At 39.6% G+C, this 16,879-nt stretch carries 16 protein-coding genes and 1 pseudogene; 3 read left to right on the top strand and 14 right to left on the bottom strand.

The features are described 5' to 3' along the window. A partial coding sequence (locus QM911_RS08830) for a transposase (RefSeq protein WP_414313759.1) occupies positions 1 to 299 on the top strand: 299 nt, incomplete at its 5' end. A gap of 106 nt (positions 300 to 405) precedes the next feature. Here QM911_RS08830 and QM911_RS08825 read toward each other — a convergent pair. The 3 genes from QM911_RS08825 to QM911_RS08815 form a co-directional block, all read right to left on the bottom strand. Beyond that, positions 406 to 810, bottom strand: a complete 405-nt coding sequence (locus QM911_RS08825; RefSeq protein WP_301560207.1) for a PaaI family thioesterase — start codon at positions 808 to 810, stop codon at positions 406 to 408. 69 nt (positions 811 to 879) lie between these two features. Then, complete coding sequence (locus QM911_RS08820; RefSeq protein ID WP_414313758.1) at positions 880 to 2,361, bottom strand: UDP-glucose--hexose-1-phosphate uridylyltransferase; 1,482 nt, start codon at positions 2,359 to 2,361, stop codon at positions 880 to 882. Between the two features lie 18 nt (positions 2,362 to 2,379). Next, positions 2,380 to 3,558: a galactokinase gene (locus QM911_RS08815; RefSeq protein WP_414313757.1), complete on the bottom strand. Its 1,179-nt coding sequence runs from the start codon at positions 3,556 to 3,558 to the stop codon at positions 2,380 to 2,382. A gap of 168 nt (positions 3,559 to 3,726) precedes the next feature. Here QM911_RS08815 and QM911_RS08810 point away from each other — a divergent pair, with 168 nt between their 5' ends. Then, a complete protein-coding gene (locus QM911_RS08810) occupies positions 3,727 to 4,728 on the top strand; it encodes a LacI family DNA-binding transcriptional regulator (RefSeq protein ID WP_414313756.1) in 1,002 nt (333 codons plus the stop codon). A 207-nt stretch (positions 4,729 to 4,935) separates the two neighbouring features. Here QM911_RS08810 and QM911_RS08805 read toward each other — a convergent pair whose 3' ends face one another. Then, entirely contained in the window at positions 4,936 to 5,973 is a 1,038-nt protein-coding gene (locus QM911_RS08805; RefSeq protein ID WP_075230593.1) for a zinc-binding dehydrogenase, read from the bottom strand. A gap of 79 nt (positions 5,974 to 6,052) precedes the next feature. Further along, positions 6,053 to 6,949: a cation diffusion facilitator family transporter gene (locus tag QM911_RS08800; RefSeq protein ID WP_414313755.1), complete on the bottom strand. Its 897-nt coding sequence runs from the start codon at positions 6,947 to 6,949 to the stop codon at positions 6,053 to 6,055. 133 nt (positions 6,950 to 7,082) lie between these two features. Between QM911_RS08800 and QM911_RS08795 the strand changes: the two genes are divergently transcribed. After that, positions 7,083 to 7,616 carry a TetR/AcrR family transcriptional regulator gene (locus tag QM911_RS08795; RefSeq protein WP_414313754.1) on the top strand — a complete coding sequence of 178 codons (534 nt, stop codon included), beginning with the start codon at positions 7,083 to 7,085 and terminating at the stop codon, positions 7,614 to 7,616. A 187-nt stretch (positions 7,617 to 7,803) separates the two neighbouring features. Here QM911_RS08795 and QM911_RS08790 read toward each other — a convergent pair. From QM911_RS08790 to QM911_RS08750, 9 genes and pseudogenes are all read right to left on the bottom strand, one after another. Beyond that, positions 7,804 to 8,428 (bottom strand): annotated as a pseudogene (locus tag QM911_RS08790) (endonuclease III domain-containing protein). Continuing rightward, positions 8,425 to 9,945, bottom strand: a complete 1,521-nt coding sequence (locus QM911_RS08785) for an ABC transporter permease/substrate-binding protein (RefSeq protein WP_414313753.1) — start codon at positions 9,943 to 9,945, stop codon at positions 8,425 to 8,427. Before QM911_RS08785 ends, QM911_RS08790 begins: the two are co-directional and overlap by 4 nt. Then, on the bottom strand, positions 9,938 to 10,666 hold the full coding sequence (locus QM911_RS08780; RefSeq protein WP_414313752.1) for an ATP-binding cassette domain-containing protein: 729 nt from the start codon (positions 10,664 to 10,666) through the stop codon (positions 9,938 to 9,940). Before QM911_RS08780 ends, QM911_RS08785 begins: the two co-directional genes overlap by 8 nt. Continuing rightward, positions 10,659 to 11,513: an SDR family oxidoreductase gene (locus QM911_RS08775; protein ID WP_414313751.1), complete on the bottom strand. Its 855-nt coding sequence runs from the start codon at positions 11,511 to 11,513 to the stop codon at positions 10,659 to 10,661. The genes QM911_RS08780 and QM911_RS08775 overlap by 8 nt, the downstream gene beginning before the upstream one ends. Before the next feature lie 18 nt (positions 11,514 to 11,531). Further along, entirely contained in the window at positions 11,532 to 11,981 is a 450-nt protein-coding gene (locus tag QM911_RS08770) for a MarR family winged helix-turn-helix transcriptional regulator (RefSeq protein WP_414313750.1), read from the bottom strand. Positions 11,982 to 12,067: 86 nt separating this feature from the next. Further along, positions 12,068 to 12,832: a protein-ADP-ribose hydrolase gene (locus tag QM911_RS08765; RefSeq protein ID WP_414313749.1), complete on the bottom strand. Its 765-nt coding sequence runs from the start codon at positions 12,830 to 12,832 to the stop codon at positions 12,068 to 12,070. Further along, the gene (locus tag QM911_RS08760; RefSeq protein WP_414313748.1) at positions 12,817 to 13,650 is read right to left on the bottom strand and encodes an SIR2 family NAD-dependent protein deacylase; all 834 of its coding nucleotides are present in this window, start codon (positions 13,648 to 13,650) and stop codon (positions 12,817 to 12,819) included. The genes QM911_RS08765 and QM911_RS08760 overlap by 16 nt, the downstream gene beginning before the upstream one ends. Before the next feature lies 1 nt (position 13,651). Beyond that, positions 13,652 to 14,086 carry a pyridoxamine 5'-phosphate oxidase family protein gene (locus tag QM911_RS08755; RefSeq protein WP_414313747.1) on the bottom strand — a complete coding sequence of 145 codons (435 nt, stop codon included), beginning with the start codon at positions 14,084 to 14,086 and terminating at the stop codon, positions 13,652 to 13,654. A 1,002-nt stretch (positions 14,087 to 15,088) separates the two neighbouring features. Then, positions 15,089 to 16,222, bottom strand: a complete 1,134-nt coding sequence (locus QM911_RS08750; RefSeq protein WP_414313746.1) for a DUF4767 domain-containing protein — start codon at positions 16,220 to 16,222, stop codon at positions 15,089 to 15,091. Between the last annotated feature and the right edge of the window lie 657 nt (positions 16,223 to 16,879).

Here is a 16,879-nt window from a genome sequence, read left to right as displayed (position 1 = left end):
AAAGCAAGAATTTTCAAAAAGTAGTAACGAGACATGTCTGGAAAGATGCCCTTGAATTTTGTGAGGAGATTCGTCACCAAAGAGAAATGAAAGAGCTCTATAAGAAGCGCAAAGAAACAATTGAACGGCTCTTTGGAACGGCTAAGGAATACCATAATTTGAGATACACTAGAGAGAAAGGAAAGTCCAAAATGGAGGATCAGGTTGGGCTTACTTTGGCGTGTTTAAATATCAAAAAATTGGTGAAATGGATAGGGAATATCCCTTTTTATTTTTCTCAAATTCAGATTTTTGGATAGATTAGTAGATGATGAGATAAACTATTTTTGAAAACAGAAAAAGACAAACGTCATTTTTGGCGTTTGTCTTCGTTCTGAAGAGGCTTGAGCCTCTTTTTTATGTTTCCTATATCCTCACCTGTCTATCTTCAGATCGTTGGCCTGTGACAAACATGGTGAAGGTTGCCTTGCAGACATTTCGGCCATCTTGGTTGGTGATATCAACATCGACGACACAAGTGGTACGTCCATGATGGACACATTCTCCTTTGATAGTGAGAAGGTCCCCTAGATTTCCAGCTTTCAAGTAGTTAATGGAAGACTGGAGTGTCACTCCGTCTAATCCTAGCGAAATCACCACAAGACCACTGATTTGGTCACAAAGGGTAAATAGATAGCCTCCATGGGCATTCCCATAATAGTTGAGTGAGGAGTCCACTACTTTTGTCGTCACCACAACGTGACCATCTCTCATTTTTTCGATTTCGTAGTTTTCAAAGGCAGATATAGCGTCAAAGTGAAAATCTTTCATACTTTCCTCCTGATATTTCAAACGACACTATGATACTACTTTTCAAGACTCTACGCAAGGGAGAAGCACTTATTCAGGTGAAATCCCAACCTGCTCCACAAAGCGCATAAAGGCTGCCTGTCCTTCTTCTGTTTGCTTGTAAACTCCTGCATCTTCCAATACCCGAGCGAAGATTTTACCCACAGATTCTTGGACAATTTCAAGGGCTTGGACTTTGTCAGTCAAGTCAGGATGACTTTCTTTCAACTCATCTGCCCATTTTTTGTGATAAGCTGCTACTAAAACATCCTCTCCGACTAGATAAGCTGCTACTTGCTCCACTTCTTCCTTCAAGCGTGGTGGCAAGATTGCCAAGCCCATGACCTCTATCAAGCCGATATTTTCCTTCTTGATATGTTGGACATCCTTATGAGGATGATAGATACCATCTGGATGCTCTGGAGAGGTTTGATTGTCTCTCAAAACCAAGTCCAACTCAAACTGTCCATCTCGTTTACGGGCTATCGGTGTGATGGTATGGTGTGGAGTTCCATTGCTTTCCGCCAAGACCTGTACACTTGGATCTGAGTATTGACGCCAAGACAGTAAGATTTTCTCAGCAAGATTGGTCAAATCGTCTTTTGAATCCGACGTCAATCGAATCACTGACATAGGCCATTGAACAATTCCTGCTTTGACAGATTCAAAACCTTTAAAGGTAAAGATTTTCTGTAAAGGAGCCACTTCCATTGGGAAGACATGGCGCCCACCTTGGTAATGATCATGCGTCAGGATGGAGCCACCCACAATTGGTAGGTCAGCATTTGAACCAGCAAAGTAGCCCGGAAATTGCTCCACAATTGCTAACAAACGTTCAAAACTTTGGCGATTAATAGCCATGGGACGATGTTGGCTATCTAGGAAAATACAGTGTTCATTAAAGTATGCATAAGGCGAATACTGGAAGCCCCACTCCTGCCCAGAAATATCAAAACGGATAATACGGTGATTGCTTCTAGCTGGATGATTGACACGACCATGGTAGCCTTCATTTTCCATACAGAGCTGACATTGAGGATAGTTACTCGACTTGACCAACTTAGCTGCCGCTATCTCTTTTGGATCCTTTTCAGGCTTAGAGAGATTGATGGTAATCTCAAGTTCACCGTAGTCAGATGGTACACGATAAGCAATATTCTTTGCGATAGCCTTCAGTTTGATGTAGTCATTCTTCTGACTGAGGTGGTAGAAATCCGCAATTGCCTGCTCCGGTGACTGGGCATAGGTATCCCAAAAGTCACGATTAACCTGACTTGGACAAGGGGTTACCAAGTCCATGAGGTCAGCACCGAGAATCTCACGCGCAGCCTGACTATCTTCAATCGTTTCCAATCGAACGGCTTCATCGACAAGCTGATCTTTGAGGTCAATCAAGTTATCCTGGTCAGTCTCAACTTCAAGAACTCCATCTCCCACCAGTGCTAAAACACGATTGGTCAGATAGATCCGATCCAACTCTTCAAAGCTACTTTCTGCAATAACTTTGGTCACAAATTTTTCTACTAAGGTCACTAAATAACCTCCTTTTAACTATTCAAGGATGCGAGTTCCACCTGCCACTTCAGCGATATAGAAGCTTGGAGCGTAGCCAACGATTTCTTCATAGTGCTTGCCTACAGCTTCTTTAAAGGACTCAACAGCATCCTTTTGAACCAAGGCAATCGCACAACCACCGAAACCTGCTCCTGTCATACGAGCACCGAGAACACCTTCTTGAGCCCAAGCAGTATGAACAAGGGTATCCAATTCCAAACCAGTTACTTCGTAATCATGCTCAAGTGAAACATGAGAAGCATTCATCAAACGACCAAACTTGTCTAAGTCTCCTGCTTGAAGAGCTGCTTGCGCTTTAAGCGTACGTTGGTTTTCAAGAACTGCGTGGCGAGCACGTTTCAAGCGATTTTCGTCTTTGATCAGGTAGCTATATTCATCAAAAGCCCATTCATCCAATTCACCCAAGGTTTGAATATTCAAGGCCACTTGGAGTTCTTCTACTGCTTCTTCACATTCAGCACGACGTTCATTGTATTTAGAATCCGCAAGTTCACGGCGTTTGTTAGTGTTCATGATAACAACAACATTGTCCTTCAAATCAAGGGGAACCAAGTCGTATTCTAAAGTATTGGTATCAAGGTAAATAGCACGTTGATCTGCCCCCATACCGATAGCAAATTGGTCCATGATCCCAGAATTAACCCCAATAAAGTTGTTCTCTGTCAATTTTCCGATTTTTACTAAATCTAGACGGTCCAATTTTAGGTCAAAAAGATATTCTGCCACAACACCTGTCAATAGCTCCAAGGATGCAGAAGATGACAAACCAGCACCATTTGGGATATTCCCATAGACATAGAAATCAAAACCTTTATCAATCACATGCCCAGCTTCTTGCAAGAAATGAAGAACTCCTTTTGGATAGTTGGTCCAGTTGTGCTCTTTCTCAAACTTAAGGTCAGCTAGAGGAACTTCGATAATTCCTTTGTCTTCAAAGTTTGCTGAGTAGAAACGCAAGATTTGGTCATCACGCTTGCGTGCAGCTCCATATGTTCCTAATGAAATAGCTGCTGGGAAAACATGGCCACCGTTGTAGTCAGTATGCTCCCCAATCAAGTTGATACGGCCTGGTGAGAAGAAGGTTTGGTCTGCTTCTTGACCAAAAATAGCAAGAAAGTCCTTGCGAAGTGCATCAGCAGTAAGATGTTGTGTCATATGAATTCTCCTTTGACAATTTGCTAGGTAAAAAAGTTTACCGTGTAATCGTTTTCTTCTATTGTACCCAAGGGTTTTGCAATGGTCAACATTTTTACCGATATTTTACTAAACTATGAGTAAAAATCAAGAAAAATATGCTATAATAACCTAAAAAGGAGGGGAATTATGGCTACACTCAAAGATATTGCTCAGCTAGCCTCTGTTTCAATCGCAACTGTATCCCGTGTCCTCAATCGCGATCAGAGTCTATCTGTCACAGAAGAAACCCGACATCGTATTTTAACAGTCGCAGAAGAACTAGGATACACCAAACATCTCAAAACAGGTGAATCACATAAACTCAAACAGAAAATCGCTATCATCCAGTGGGTCAGTGAACAGGGAGAATTAGAAGATCTCTACTACTACCAGATTCGCCTAGGAATTGAAAATAGAGCCCAAGAATTAGATTACGACATCTTGCGCTATTTTAATGACCAGCCTTTTACGCTTAGCGAAGAAGTGATTGGGATTCTTTGTATTGGGAAATTTAGTCAAGCACAGATTACATCATTTGAAGAATACCACAAACCCCTAGTATTTTTAGACAGTGATACGATTGCTCTTGGTCATACCTGTGTCATTACAGATTTTAATAATGCTGTTAAACAGGTTGTTGATTACTTTACAGATCATGATCGTAAAAAGATTGGTATCCTATCCGGTCTTGAAACTACTACTGACCATGAAGAAGTCATCGCAGATAAGCGTTTAGATTACTTTATATCCTATACGCAAGAAAAAGGAATTTATAACGAAGAATTCATTTTCCAAGGCTCATTTACTGCCCAATCTGGATATGACTTGATGAAGGAGGCTATCGAAAAATTAGGAGAGAAGCTTCCACAGGCCTTTTTTGCTGCCAGTGATAGTTTGGCTATTGGTGCCCTTCGCGCCCTTCAGGAAGCCAGCATCAGCATTCCCGAGCGTGTCAGCATTATTTCCTTTAATGATACCATTCTAACCAAGCAAGTTTTCCCACCACTTTCCAGTATCACAGTCTACACTGAAGAAATGGGACGTACAGGAATGGATATTCTGAACAGGGAAGTCCTTAATGGGCGTAAAATTCCAAGCCTCACTATGCTTGGAAATAAACTGAAGTTAAGAGAAAGCACCTTGCATTAAGTACAAGTGCTAATTCTCGATGAAAATCAAAGAGCAAACTAGGAGGTTGCTCAAAGCAGTGCTTTGAGGTTGTAGATAAGACTGACGAAGTCAGTCACATATATAATCCAAGGTGAAGCTTACGTGGTTTCAAGAGATTTTCGATGAGTATGAACATAAAAAAATCCTAATAAGAGCTTCTCAGTTCTCTATTAGGATTTTCTTTTTTTAATCCATCACAATCATAGACTTAATGGTCTTGCGTTCATCCATAGCCTTATAAGCTTGGTCGATATCTTTCAGTTTATAGCTTGAAGTAAAGACACGACCTGGATTGATATCACCATCAAGAACAGCTTTGAGCAAGAATTGCTTATCGTATGTTGTTGCAGAAGCTGCTCCACCTGCAACAGATATATTTTGCATAAATGTTGAACCAAGAGCACGATTCTTATAATGTGGAACTCCGACAAATCCCATGCGACCCCCATTGTGAAGCACACCCAGCGCTTGCTCAACAGCCGCCTCAGTACCAACACACTCAAGTGCTGCATCTGCTCCACCGCCGAGAATTTCACGCACCTTGGCAATCCCTTCTTCTCCTCGTTCAGCTACAACGGCTGTCGCACCTGACTCCAAGGCCATTTGTTGGCGGTCTTCATGACGACTCATAAGGACAATTTGTGATGCTCCACGCATCTTAGCTGCGATAACAGCACATTGCCCAACGGCACCATCGCCAATAACGACAACTTTATCCCCTGGTTTCACATCTGCCACACGCGCTGCATGATAGCCTGTCGGCATGACATCAGCTAGAGTCAAGAGAGATTTAAGCATCCCTTCTGTGTAGTCAGACGGTTGTCCAGGGATTTTAACAAGTGCCCAATTGGCATAGTGGAAGCGGAGGTATTCAGCTTGGAAATTCCCTCCTAGATTATTTCCGATATGATTGTCACAAGAACCATCAAATCCTGCACGACAGGCATCACACTCCCCACAACCATGAGTAAATGGTACAATCACAAAATCACCGGGCTTGACCGTTGTAATGGCTTCTCCAGTTTCTTCAACGATCCCAATCGCTTCGTGTCCACTATTTTTATGTCCCGCTTTAATATCTGGATTGCGGTAACTCCAAAGGTCCGAACCACATACGCAAGCACGAACTACGCGGATAATCACATCATCCGCTTCTTGAATACTTGGACGTTTAACCTCTTCAATACCAACCTGACCTGCTTTTTTATAGACTGCTGATTTCATAAACATTTACCTCTCTGTATCTAACTTACTTCAAGTATACACTTTTTATGAAGTTTTCGCTCACTTATACTACGCCACATCAATGATGATGATCGTGATCATGGCTTGCCTCTAGCTCAACCATATTGCGCTTATGGACCTGGTGGCTTGCTACATCTGCATCCACTTCAATGGTAATATTTTGAAAACCACAATCTTTGAGTAGGTCGCGAATGGATTCTTTACAAACTTCCATATGTTTGATATGCTCGAGACAAACATGAATAATGGCGTTTTTCTCCAAACCATCCATAGTCCAGAGATTGATCTGATTGACACTGGCCACATACTCCAATTGCTCCAAGTCATTCTTGACTTGTTTGATATCTACTCCTTCTGGCACAGCATCCAAGAAAATCTTGAGAGTAGACCAAAAACGTGGAATGGCTTTTGACAAGATAAAGAAGGAAATGACAAGCGACAAGAGAGGATCTAAGATATACCAATCCGTAAATCGGAGAATAATTGCCATCAGGATGACTGCTATCCAACCAAGGGTATCTTCTAGAAAATGCAGGCTAAGAATAGATTCGTTCTTTGTTTTTCCTTTACGAACGACAAGACTGGCTAGCACATTAATGCTAACAGCAATGATTCCTAGCCAGAGGATTCCCTCATCATTGACAGGTTGTGGATGAAAGAGTTTCGTTATATTTTCCAAAATAACCAAAACGGACCCTGTCATAAGAATCACAGCCGTTACCAAGGCTCCTAAGAGACTAAATCGTTTGTAACCCAAGGTGTAATGACTATCCTCTTCACGATTGGAAATTGTTTCAAGAACGGCTGATACCCCAATTGCGATTGCATCTCCCAAATCATGGACAGAGTCAGCAAGAACAGCACTGGAACCAAACACTCCACCAGCGATAAACTCGACAATGGCATAACTCAAATTTAAGAAAAAAGCTAGCCAAACCGCACCTTTCGTTGTCATTTTTTCATCCTCCTTTGGTATAATAGTAGTATAAATATTCCCTTTACTAGTATTATCTCTTACTCCGAAAAGAAAGGATAGGGGCAAACTGTTCTCTTTGTAAGTTACTGAACAATTTGTTCAAAGTGTCCATATGACTAGTCAAGACCGCCGCATTACCAAGACACGAAAAGCTATCTATACTGCTTTTTTACAATTATTGAATCAAAAAGATTACGAAACTATCACAGTTCAGGAGATTATAGACCTGGCAGATGTTGGTCGCTCCACCTTTTACAGTCACTATGAGAGTAAGGAATTACTCCTAGATGAGCTCTGCCGGTATCTCTTTCATCATCTTTTTGAACGCGAGGAAAATATAACTATAGAAGCTTATTTAGCTCATATCTTTTCGCATTTTAAGAAAAATCAAGACCATATCACCAGCCTCCTTTTCTCTAAAAACGACTACTTCCTCCGCCAATTACAGAAAGAATTGGAACACCATGTCTATCCAATGGTTGCCAAAGACTTACAAGTTTCCTATCCTAATATTCCTACTTCCTACCTCAAACATTTTGTTATAACTAACTTTATCGAAACACTAACCTGGTGGCTGAAAAAAGGAAAATCCTATAAGGAAGATCAAGTAGTGAGCTTTTACTTAGATGTTTTAGAGATGAAGTAGTAAACACAACTATAGATTTCATATCCACTCAAAAGAAAAATACTAGTCGACATTCTATCATTCAAATATTCCAATTCACCTTGAGTATTTTACATCTACTTTCTACTTACTAATCTGAGCAAACTATAATTTTTTAAGTCAGTAAATTCACTAAAAAAAATTCTAAGACAAGAAGTCTTAGAATTTTTTATCGTAACCAACTTTCGTCTAACTGGCCTTTACTTTTGCTAAAAGCTTTCCCATGCTCATCAATAACAGCATGAATCCCTTGGCATTGTTTGAGAGTGAGTCCTTCCAAGACGTTCCCATAAACAGCATGCATTTCACTATAGGTTTTAAAAGTTTCCAAATTCTAAGCGTCGAAAAAGTCTTCTAGCATATTCATCAGATATAAAAACTGGACGATCAAAAAGATAAAGTAAAAGTGCATCTGCAGTCTCTGGTCCAATCCCTTTTAACTCTAAAAGTTGTTTCCGTAAATCTTCTGTTCCAATCTTAGACAGAACCTCAAAACCACCAACTTCTCTTAACCAGATCAGAAGTCCCCTAATCGTTTGAGACTTTTGCTTAAAAAATCCAGCAGGTCGAATACGTTCCTGTAACTCTTCTAGCGATAAAGCCAGGATACCCTCTACTGTCATGATATCCATAAGACTTGCTAAAGCTAACTTAGCATTCTTCTCTGTTGTTCGCTGGATAAGAATTGTCGATACCAAATCTTCCAGCTTGTTATCCGATTGCCACCAATTTTGTTCTCCATAATGCTCACAGAGTCGCAAAAGAGTTTCTTGTATTTCTTCTTGCTTTATCATTTCTTCAACAATCCCTGTTCCACCAAGAAATCATGTGCAACAGTATAAGCATCCTTACCATCAATACCAACCTGGTAATTGAGCTGACTCATTTGGCTTTCAGTGATTTTACCAGCTAGTTTATTAAGAACACCTTCCAACTCAGGATGTTTTTCGAGTAATTCAGCTCTCATGAGTGGTGCACCTTGATATGGCGGGAAGAGATGTTGATCATCTTCTAAAATCATCAAGTCATAACGAGCAATTTCAGCATCTGTCGAGTAAGCATCTGTAATTTGAATGTCCCCTGACTGGATGGCTTGGTAGCGAAGGGCTGGCTCCATGGTTGCCACATTGAGATTCAATCCATAAACAGACTGCAAGCCCTTGTTTCCATCCTCACGATCGTTAAACTCCAGAGTGAATCCTGCCTTGAGCTGTCCTTCCACTTTTTTCAAGTCTGAAATCGTCTTAAGTTCATATTCTTGCGCAATTTTTTTGGGAACTGCTATAGCATAAGTGTTTTGATAAGCCATGGGTTTAAGAAAGGCTAGTTGATCCTGTGTGGCAATGCCGTCACGAGCCACCTCGTAAACCTTTTCCGGGTCATGTCCAATTTGTGGAGATGGTTGGAGGAGACTCTCTGTAACTGTTCCAGAAAATTCTGGATAGATATCAATATCACCCTTTTTCAGCGCTTGATAAAGGAAATCTGTCTTCCCAAAGTTAGGCTTGACCGTCACCGTCATATCCGTATTTTCCTCAATGAGAAGCTTGTACATATTCATGAGAATTTCAGGTTCAGGTCCCAACTTCCCAGCTATAACCAGATTTTCTTTCTCTTTATTTGGAATCATGCTTGGAGCATAACTAGCTCCCAAACCAAGCACCATCACCGCAAAGGCCGCAACAATCGTACGCAACTTTGCCTTTTCCAACCATTTGAGAATGACATTGAAAAGAATGGCCAAGATAGCCGATGAAATAGCCCCGATTACAATCAGACTAGCATTCCGACGGTCAATTCCCAACAGGATAAAGGAGCCCAATCCTCCAGCTCCAACAAGAGCGGCTAGAGTTGCTGTCCCAATGATCATAACGGTTGCTGTACGAACCCCCGATACAATAACAGGCATGCCCAGTGGAATTTCAAACTTCTTGAGTCGCTCCCACTTGGTCATTCCAAAAGCAATCCCTGCCTCCTCAAGACTAGGATCAATGCCGTTCAATGCGGTGATTGTGTTTTCTAAAATCGGGAAAATAGCGTAAATGACTAGAGCTGTAAGGGCCGGTAAGGTTCCAATCCCCATTAAAGGAATAAAGAGCCCCAACAAAGCCATTGAGGGAATGGTCTGGAAGATACCCGCAACTTGTAGCACCCAGTTCGCCGCTTTTTTATGACCATGTAGATAAACCGCAAGTGGGATGATCAGAAAAATAGCAACCAATAAGGTCAAAAGAGACAATTGTAAGTGTTGTCCTAGAGCTGTTACCCATTCACTAAATCGCTCTTGAAAGGTTGAAATCAAATTAGACATGAAGGCTACCTCCAAACAAGTTTGCTACAAAGTCTGTCGCAGGCGCTTGTAAAATTGTTTCAGGTTCTGCCACCTGGCGAATCTCTCCATCCTGTAAAACAGCAATTCGATCTCCTAATTTTAAAGCCTCGTCCGTATCATGTGTTACGAAGATGGTCGTCATGCCGAATTCTTTATGTAATGCCTTGGTCAATTCTTGCAACTGCTTGCGAGAGATGGCATCCACGGCTGAAAAAGGCTCGTCCATCAATAGAATCCTTGGTTCCCCAATGATGGCTCGTACAATCCCAATCCGCTGTTGCTCCCCACCAGATAACTCGCTTGGTAACCGATGAGCATAGTCTGCCGCAGGAAGCCCCACCTTAGCCAAGAGCTCTTCCGTTTTAGAAGCAATTTGCTCCTTGCTCCAACCCTTCATTTCAGGAATGAGAGCAATATTTTCCGAAACTGTCAAGTTAGGAAATAGGGCAATAGCTTGAAGGACATAGCCGGTACTGAGACGTAATTCTCGTTCATCATAGTCTTTGATGCGTTTCCCATCCATATAGATATTGCCATCTGTCGGTTCCAAAAGACGGTTAATCATCTTGATCATAGTGGTCTTTCCAGATCCTGAAGGTCCCACAAGAACCATAAATTCTCCATTTTCAATGCGGAGATTGACATCTTTTAAAATATCCTTTTCCGTGTAGCGCAAGGCTACATGTTTGTATTCAATCATGTTCTTCCTCAATAAGTTTTCTGTCTCTAAGAATATCCAATAAGCTACTTGCCGGATGGTCTAGGACTTTTTCGACATCTGTTGAAACTCCAGCTTGTTCCCCAGCTTTAATCGCTGTATAGGTACTGACCCAAGCATCGTACTCCCAAGTTAGTGCTGGCCATTTTTTCCGTGACTCATAAGCTTCTTCTACTGATTCATCTACATACGTGATGGCATTACCGGTCTCTTTTGAGAGAAGCACTACGATTTCTTCCATGGAAAGGTTCTCTGGCCCTGTCAGATTCAAGGTTTGATTTTCCCATTTCTTAGCATGCAAGAGAATCTCTGCTGCAACACTAGATGTGTCCTTACGGGCAACTGCTGAAACCTTCCCACTTCCTGCTGGACCACGAATTTCCCCATTTTCAAGCGCAATATCTAACAAGAAGTCTAAGTAAAAATTATCTCTCAAAAATGTATAGGTGAATCCTAACTCCTTGATATAGGTTTCCGTCTGGGCATGATCTCGAGACAAGGTAAAGGTTGCTTTTTCATCTGCTCCGTAAAAGGAGGTATAGACGATATGCTGCACCTCAGCAAGCTTTGCGGCATCTAAAAAACTCTTGTGTTCCTCAACACGCTCTGGATTTTCCCGAGCAGAGACCATCAATAAGACATCGATACCCTTTAAGGCCTCAACTACCTCTGGAGTATTGGCATACACCATCTTACGAATTTCCGCTGACGCGTAGACTTTTGCACGTTCTGGGCTTCTTGCCAGATGGATAGAAGCAATTCCTTGCTGATCTACAAGATCAGCCACATAAGAGCCTAATTTCCCTGTTACACCTGTTATTCCAATCATAACTGTTACTTCCTTTCCCTACATGTCATTTTCTTTAGCTTTTAGATTTGAGATAATACGCTCTTGATAGGTCTCAAATTCTCGGATCTCTTGATCCGAAAAGCCTTGGTAGAAAATCTCTCCAAGTTCCCGACTAACACGGTCTCCAATTTCTTTTTGTTCCCAACCGAGGTCTGTCAAAGAGATATACTTTTTCCTTTTATCCTGCGTACAAGGTTGAATCGTGACCAAGCCTTGTTCTTCCAATTTCTTAACCATACTGGTCAATGTATTATTGGCTAGACCCGTCGCAAGAGCGATATCGGTCGCAGTAGCACACCCCAACTCTTGCTTCCACAAAATCGTTAAAATTTTTCCCTGTTCACTTCTGTATTGAGCATCTGGTTCCTTGTTCAATAGTTTTTGAAAGATACGCCCATTCAACAAACGAATCTGTAGAGCTTGGTAGCCCCCTAACATCTTATCCATTTTAACTCCTTTTTGTTCTATATCGAACCTTTTGAACTATTGTAACACTATGAATTACATCTGTCAACTATTTCGATATAGAAATATCAATTTTTTAATAAATCTGCGTAAATCGCGTAATCCAGATCTTTAAAAACATTGAATACAACTATTATATCAGGGTGTTTTTTCTGAAACTGTACAACCGTCTCTATCGCAATCTTGGCCGCCTCTTCATTTGGAAAACGAAATTCTCCTGTTGAGATACAACAAAAGGCTAAGCTTCTAAGACCTTTTTCATAAGCTAAATTCAAACACTCTTCGTACGACGAGACTAACTGTCGTCTTTCCAAATCTGTCACTTCTTCATAGATAATAGGGCCCACTGTATGAAGAACATAGCGTGAAGGTAAGTTGTAGGCCTTGCTCATCTTTGCCTGACCTGTAGCTTCATCCCTTCCTTGCTCTTGCATGAGCTCATGACACGCTAGACGCAGTTCAACTCCTGCAGCTGTGTGAATAGCATTGTCAATACACGAATGATTAGGTACAAAACAACCTAAAAGCTTACTGTTGGCCGCATTGACAATGGCATCAACCGCCAGACGAGTGATATCGCCTTGCCACAGGTAGAGATTGGGCCGAATGGGAGTTAAGTCTCTCAAGTCTATAACTCCTTTTTCTAATAGTTTTTCTTGTAAATAACGGTCTTGTTGGTAGAGAAAGTCGGCTGTCACTGGTGCTGGATAGCGGACATTTTGAAGAGCCCGATATAAAACTTCTTGCTCCTCTACCTTTTCAGGAATCTCTAGTTCTGTCAATCCTTGCTCGCTTTTTAAAACATCAATCAAATATTCTAGTCTGCTAGCCATTGTTGGAGAAACTCCCTCATATCATCTTTTATAGAAATTGTTTTTTCTTTTGGAGTACCAAAGCCTTCAAGATTATCACGATTGAGACGAATCAAATGAGCCTTTGGAAATACCGCTGTCACTTTCTCAAAAGGATAGCGAATGATGGTCGGCGTATTGTAACCGACACCCAATTCTAAGAAGACAACCTTTTGATCTTCTATCCCTTCCAAAAATCTTTGATAGGCTTCATAAGATTCCTCCCAAGTCTCATCTTGAACAAAATCCTGGTCTACACGTAAATGCATGGTCATTGGCGCCCCACAATGAGGACAATACGGTATCAAGTCGGTTGGAATTTTCAAGTCCTTGATTTCTTTTAGCATCTCCATGACAGCTCCTTCATTATCAAAGACTTGCTGGCGACAAGGGACGGAACATTGCCACTCTCCGTAGTTGCCCTGTACTTCAAAGAAACGTTCCGGAGCAAATCCTGTCTTCATAAACTGCCCATCTACATTGGTCGTAATCACAAAATAATCCTTGTCCTTTCCCAAGTCGAAAAGATTTCTATAAAGTGGAAGTCCATCCGGTTGGTAACGATTATGATAGATATGTTTGGCCCAATAGCCCCAGCGCTCTTCAAGAGCCTCAAAAGGATAAAAAGCTGCAGAATACATGTCCTGCATGCCATAACGAGCAATATAATCTTTAAAAAAAACCTGAAAACGTGACCCTGAGTAGGTTAAACCCGCCGCTGCAGATAAACCAGCTCCTGCTCCAATCACAACCTTATCTGCTTCTTCAATAATTTTCTTTGCTTCTTGAATCTTTGTCATCTTATCTTCCCTCAATTTCAAATCTTGCTTGGTAGGGAGGCAATTGCGTCAAATCATAAAAATCCCCTACTACTTTTTTAAAACGAAAGACTTGTAGGTGACTACGCCCCTCTTCTGTCGGATAAATCTCATACATATATGGATTGGCTTCCAACAACTCTTCAAGATGCTCTTTTCCAATCCACTCCACCTGACCCGTTAAGGAAATGGATTTACGGTCCATGGTTCCTGCTCCTTGAGTCATCCCTGTCAACGCTACACGTCCATCTTCCTTAAGACGCTTGTAGAGGGATTTAAAAGCAGCTGTCAAAAAATAGACTGTTTTCCCATCCTCCCACATCATATCCATGACAGCTGTATGCGGATGTCCCGTTTCATCAACCGTTGCCACTACAACTGAATGAATCTCTTCGACTAGTACTTTCAAATAATCCATTATATAACACCATGTCTTTCTTTGAATTTTAGTTCCATATCGAACTTTATGAAACAATTGTAACTCTTTTTATTACATCTGTCAATTATTTCGATATCGAAATAATAAAAACTTCCTACCAAAAAGTAGAAAGCCATCATTTTTATAAAATTAAATATGAATCACATCTGAATCATTCCTCTTAAAGAAACTACTATGCACCAGATAAGGACCATACTTACAATTTTGACTATAAACCAACCATAAGGGAATGATAAAAATTTTTATAAAGTAGAGTAAGCAAAAAAGTAAAAAAGAACTAAAACTAATAGTTTTTAACTCAAAAAAGTAAAGATAACAGACAATTGATGTATTCAATAGAATATTAAATCCCGTAGCAAAACTAGCTGATAATATATTCGTCTTAATCTGAGGATTAAAGAGTTTGACAGCAAATAAAGCCAATAAAGAAATATTATAGACACAAATTGGCTTGTAATCATGACGATAAAAAACTAAACATTTATTGTTATAAAAATTAATCCCACTACTAAAATTACTCGCCTTGTTAATCCAAACATGCGAAACTCCACTAATATCACTCCAAGGAACAAATAAAGCTAATCTTCTAAAATAAATCCCTTTTGGAGATATAGAAAATTTCCAAGGGAAAAGAAAATTTATGCCAATGCCAACTAAAATTTAAAAAAGAAGGAAATACCCTAACTGTCTTTGATGAAAGCTAAAGGCGTAATCAAAAATAGTAAATTCTTGAATTCCTCGCCCAGAAATTTGATAGACAACCAAAAGAAATAAAAAAACTATAAATAGAACAAATCTATAATAAATACTATGAAACTTCATAATTTTTGGCATATATTCTCCTTACTGATAAAGACATCATCGAATGACACTTTTCTATCTAACTTAACACAAGTATACCATTAAACACTCAAAAAGCATAAACATGTAATAAAGAGATTTTTGTAAAAAAGCTTGGCCAAGGCCAAACTCTTTATTTTTCTATTCTTCCTCAACTAAGCGCTTAAACTCTGCTTGGATCTCTGTATTCTCTGTTGGCTTTAAATACATGACACCACCATTTGTTGTTGGAGAATGAAAAACAATCGCTTCCCCTGTATCAGTTATCGCAAAAAAGTAGCTATGCACGTCCGGGTATTTATCCCAGTTACTATAGCGTTCCACAATTCGATACTTAGCGTTACCTAAACCTGTATCCGTGTATTCGGCATTCATTTTCTCGCTTGGTCCATCTCCAAAGGTATAGAGATTATCCGCACCAACATCACCACCAGAAATTCCTTTTTTGTAATTAGGTTGACCAAGTCTTTCGCCCCATCCTTTAATGAAGGCTTCTAATTTTGCAGATTTGCTTGCATTCCAAGGAGCTTTTTGTTTTTCTCCCGAAATGGTAGTGCTAGTAGAGCTTTCAAATTTTTGCCAATCAAAACCTCTTAAATCAATTTGATCCGATTCAGTTTTTCCAAAATTAGATCCAATATAATTAGATTCTATTTGAAATTCTTTTTCCTGAAGTTTACTAGCCCCCTTTTGATTTTCATTTAGCTTATAAAGAGCTCCATAACCTTTACCAGTACCAGACGACCAACTTAATTCAAGAATCTCCCCACCTTGATAAATAATTGCCGCATTTCTAGCTCCACCATGGCCTGCAGCAAAACCTTCTGCTAAAAGCACAGGCTTACCTTCTTGTAAAGAGTACACTCCAGTTAAAAAGTATTTCCCACTTAAATTTAGATCCGCTATAAGTAACTCCTCTACGCCATCATCATTTAAATCAACAAAAGAGTAACGCATATCATCTGAACGATTTATAGCATTTTCAATAGACCAACTATTGATAGGACGTTCAGTAGCTTTTAAACTTTGATAAAGATTTGAAATTGCAGTTGAATCATTCGAAGTAGAAAATATTTTTTGGTAATCATCAAAAACTGACTTGTACAAATCTTTATAATCTTTCTTAGATTCCCCAGACTTTATCTCATTACTAGTAGTTGAAGTAGATAAACTAACATCTTTACTAGAAAGCTCAGAATTTTGATTACTACAACTAACTGTAAAAAAACTAAATATAAGAATAAACAGACTTCCTACTATACTTCTATAACCCATAAAAATCTCCTCTTAAAATGAATGGTGTCCATAGCTTTGCTTACATTATATCAAATATTTGAGAGTTTCGGTAAGATAAAAAAACTTATATATACAAATACTAAGTAAATAAATTCTATAATTCTTATATTCGATACACCTTCAATAAATACTATGTAGCTAAATACATTGTAGAAAAATCTCATAGGACCTATAACAAAAGAGATTAAACTGTTATTTAAAAATAACCTATAATACAGTTAAATGATTATCCAAGCTTACAGGAAATTAAAGAAAAGACCATTAACGCAATTGAAACAATAAAATATAAATGAAAGATAGAAGCTAGGAAAAGTCACGAAATCATTAAACAATACTTTTATACTCCGTGACTTTAATAACATTAAGCCTAGAATCTTCCTAAATTTGAAAACAAAAAGAGCTAACCATTTTGTTTCTCTCAAGATGTTAGTTTTTATTCAACCCACTACAGTTGACAATGAGCCCAAATTTGATAATTAAAGGCACAAAAAAAGAGCTAACAAGCTCTAAAATTTGAAAACAAAAAGAGCTAACCATTTTGTTTCTCTCAAGATGTTAGTTTTTATTCAACCCACTACAGTTGACAATGAGCCCAAATTTGATAATTAAAGGCACAAAAAAAGAGCTAACAAGCTC

This window comes from Streptococcus infantis, assembly GCF_047460825.1.
Classification (GTDB): domain Bacteria; phylum Bacillota; class Bacilli; order Lactobacillales; family Streptococcaceae; genus Streptococcus; species Streptococcus infantis_V.
The sequence above is the reverse complement of the archived record's forward strand: the minus strand, read 5'-3'. Positions and strand labels throughout refer to the sequence as shown.

Bases quoted from the DNA above. Each gene is read 5' to 3' on its own strand.
- QM911_RS08825 (WP_301560207.1), bottom strand. From the start codon at position 810: ATGAAAGATTTTCACTTTGACGCTATATCTGCCTTTGAAAACTACGAA.
- QM911_RS08815 (WP_414313757.1), bottom strand. From the start codon at position 3,558: ATGACACAACATCTTACTGCTGATGCACTTCGCAAGGACTTTCTTGCT.
- QM911_RS08810 (WP_414313756.1), top strand. From the start codon at position 3,727: ATGGCTACACTCAAAGATATTGCTCAGCTAGCCTCTGTTTCAATCGCA.
- QM911_RS08805 (WP_075230593.1), bottom strand. From the start codon at position 5,973: ATGAAATCAGCAGTCTATAAAAAAGCAGGTCAGGTTGGTATTGAAGAG.
- QM911_RS08800 (WP_414313755.1), bottom strand. From the start codon at position 6,949: ATGACAACGAAAGGTGCGGTTTGGCTAGCTTTTTTCTTAAATTTGAGT.
- QM911_RS08795 (WP_414313754.1), top strand. From the start codon at position 7,083: ATGACTAGTCAAGACCGCCGCATTACCAAGACACGAAAAGCTATCTAT.
- QM911_RS08785 (WP_414313753.1), bottom strand. From the start codon at position 9,945: ATGTCTAATTTGATTTCAACCTTTCAAGAGCGATTTAGTGAATGGGTA.
- QM911_RS08780 (WP_414313752.1), bottom strand. From the start codon at position 10,666: ATGATTGAATACAAACATGTAGCCTTGCGCTACACGGAAAAGGATATT.
- QM911_RS08775 (WP_414313751.1), bottom strand. From the start codon at position 11,513: ATGATTGGAATAACAGGTGTAACAGGGAAATTAGGCTCTTATGTGGCT.
- QM911_RS08770 (WP_414313750.1), bottom strand. From the start codon at position 11,981: ATGGATAAGATGTTAGGGGGCTACCAAGCTCTACAGATTCGTTTGTTG.
- QM911_RS08765 (WP_414313749.1), bottom strand. From the start codon at position 12,832: ATGGCTAGCAGACTAGAATATTTGATTGATGTTTTAAAAAGCGAGCAA.
- QM911_RS08760 (WP_414313748.1), bottom strand. From the start codon at position 13,650: ATGACAAAGATTCAAGAAGCAAAGAAAATTATTGAAGAAGCAGATAAG.
- QM911_RS08755 (WP_414313747.1), bottom strand. From the start codon at position 14,086: ATGGATTATTTGAAAGTACTAGTCGAAGAGATTCATTCAGTTGTAGTG.
- QM911_RS08750 (WP_414313746.1), bottom strand. From the start codon at position 16,222: ATGGGTTATAGAAGTATAGTAGGAAGTCTGTTTATTCTTATATTTAGT.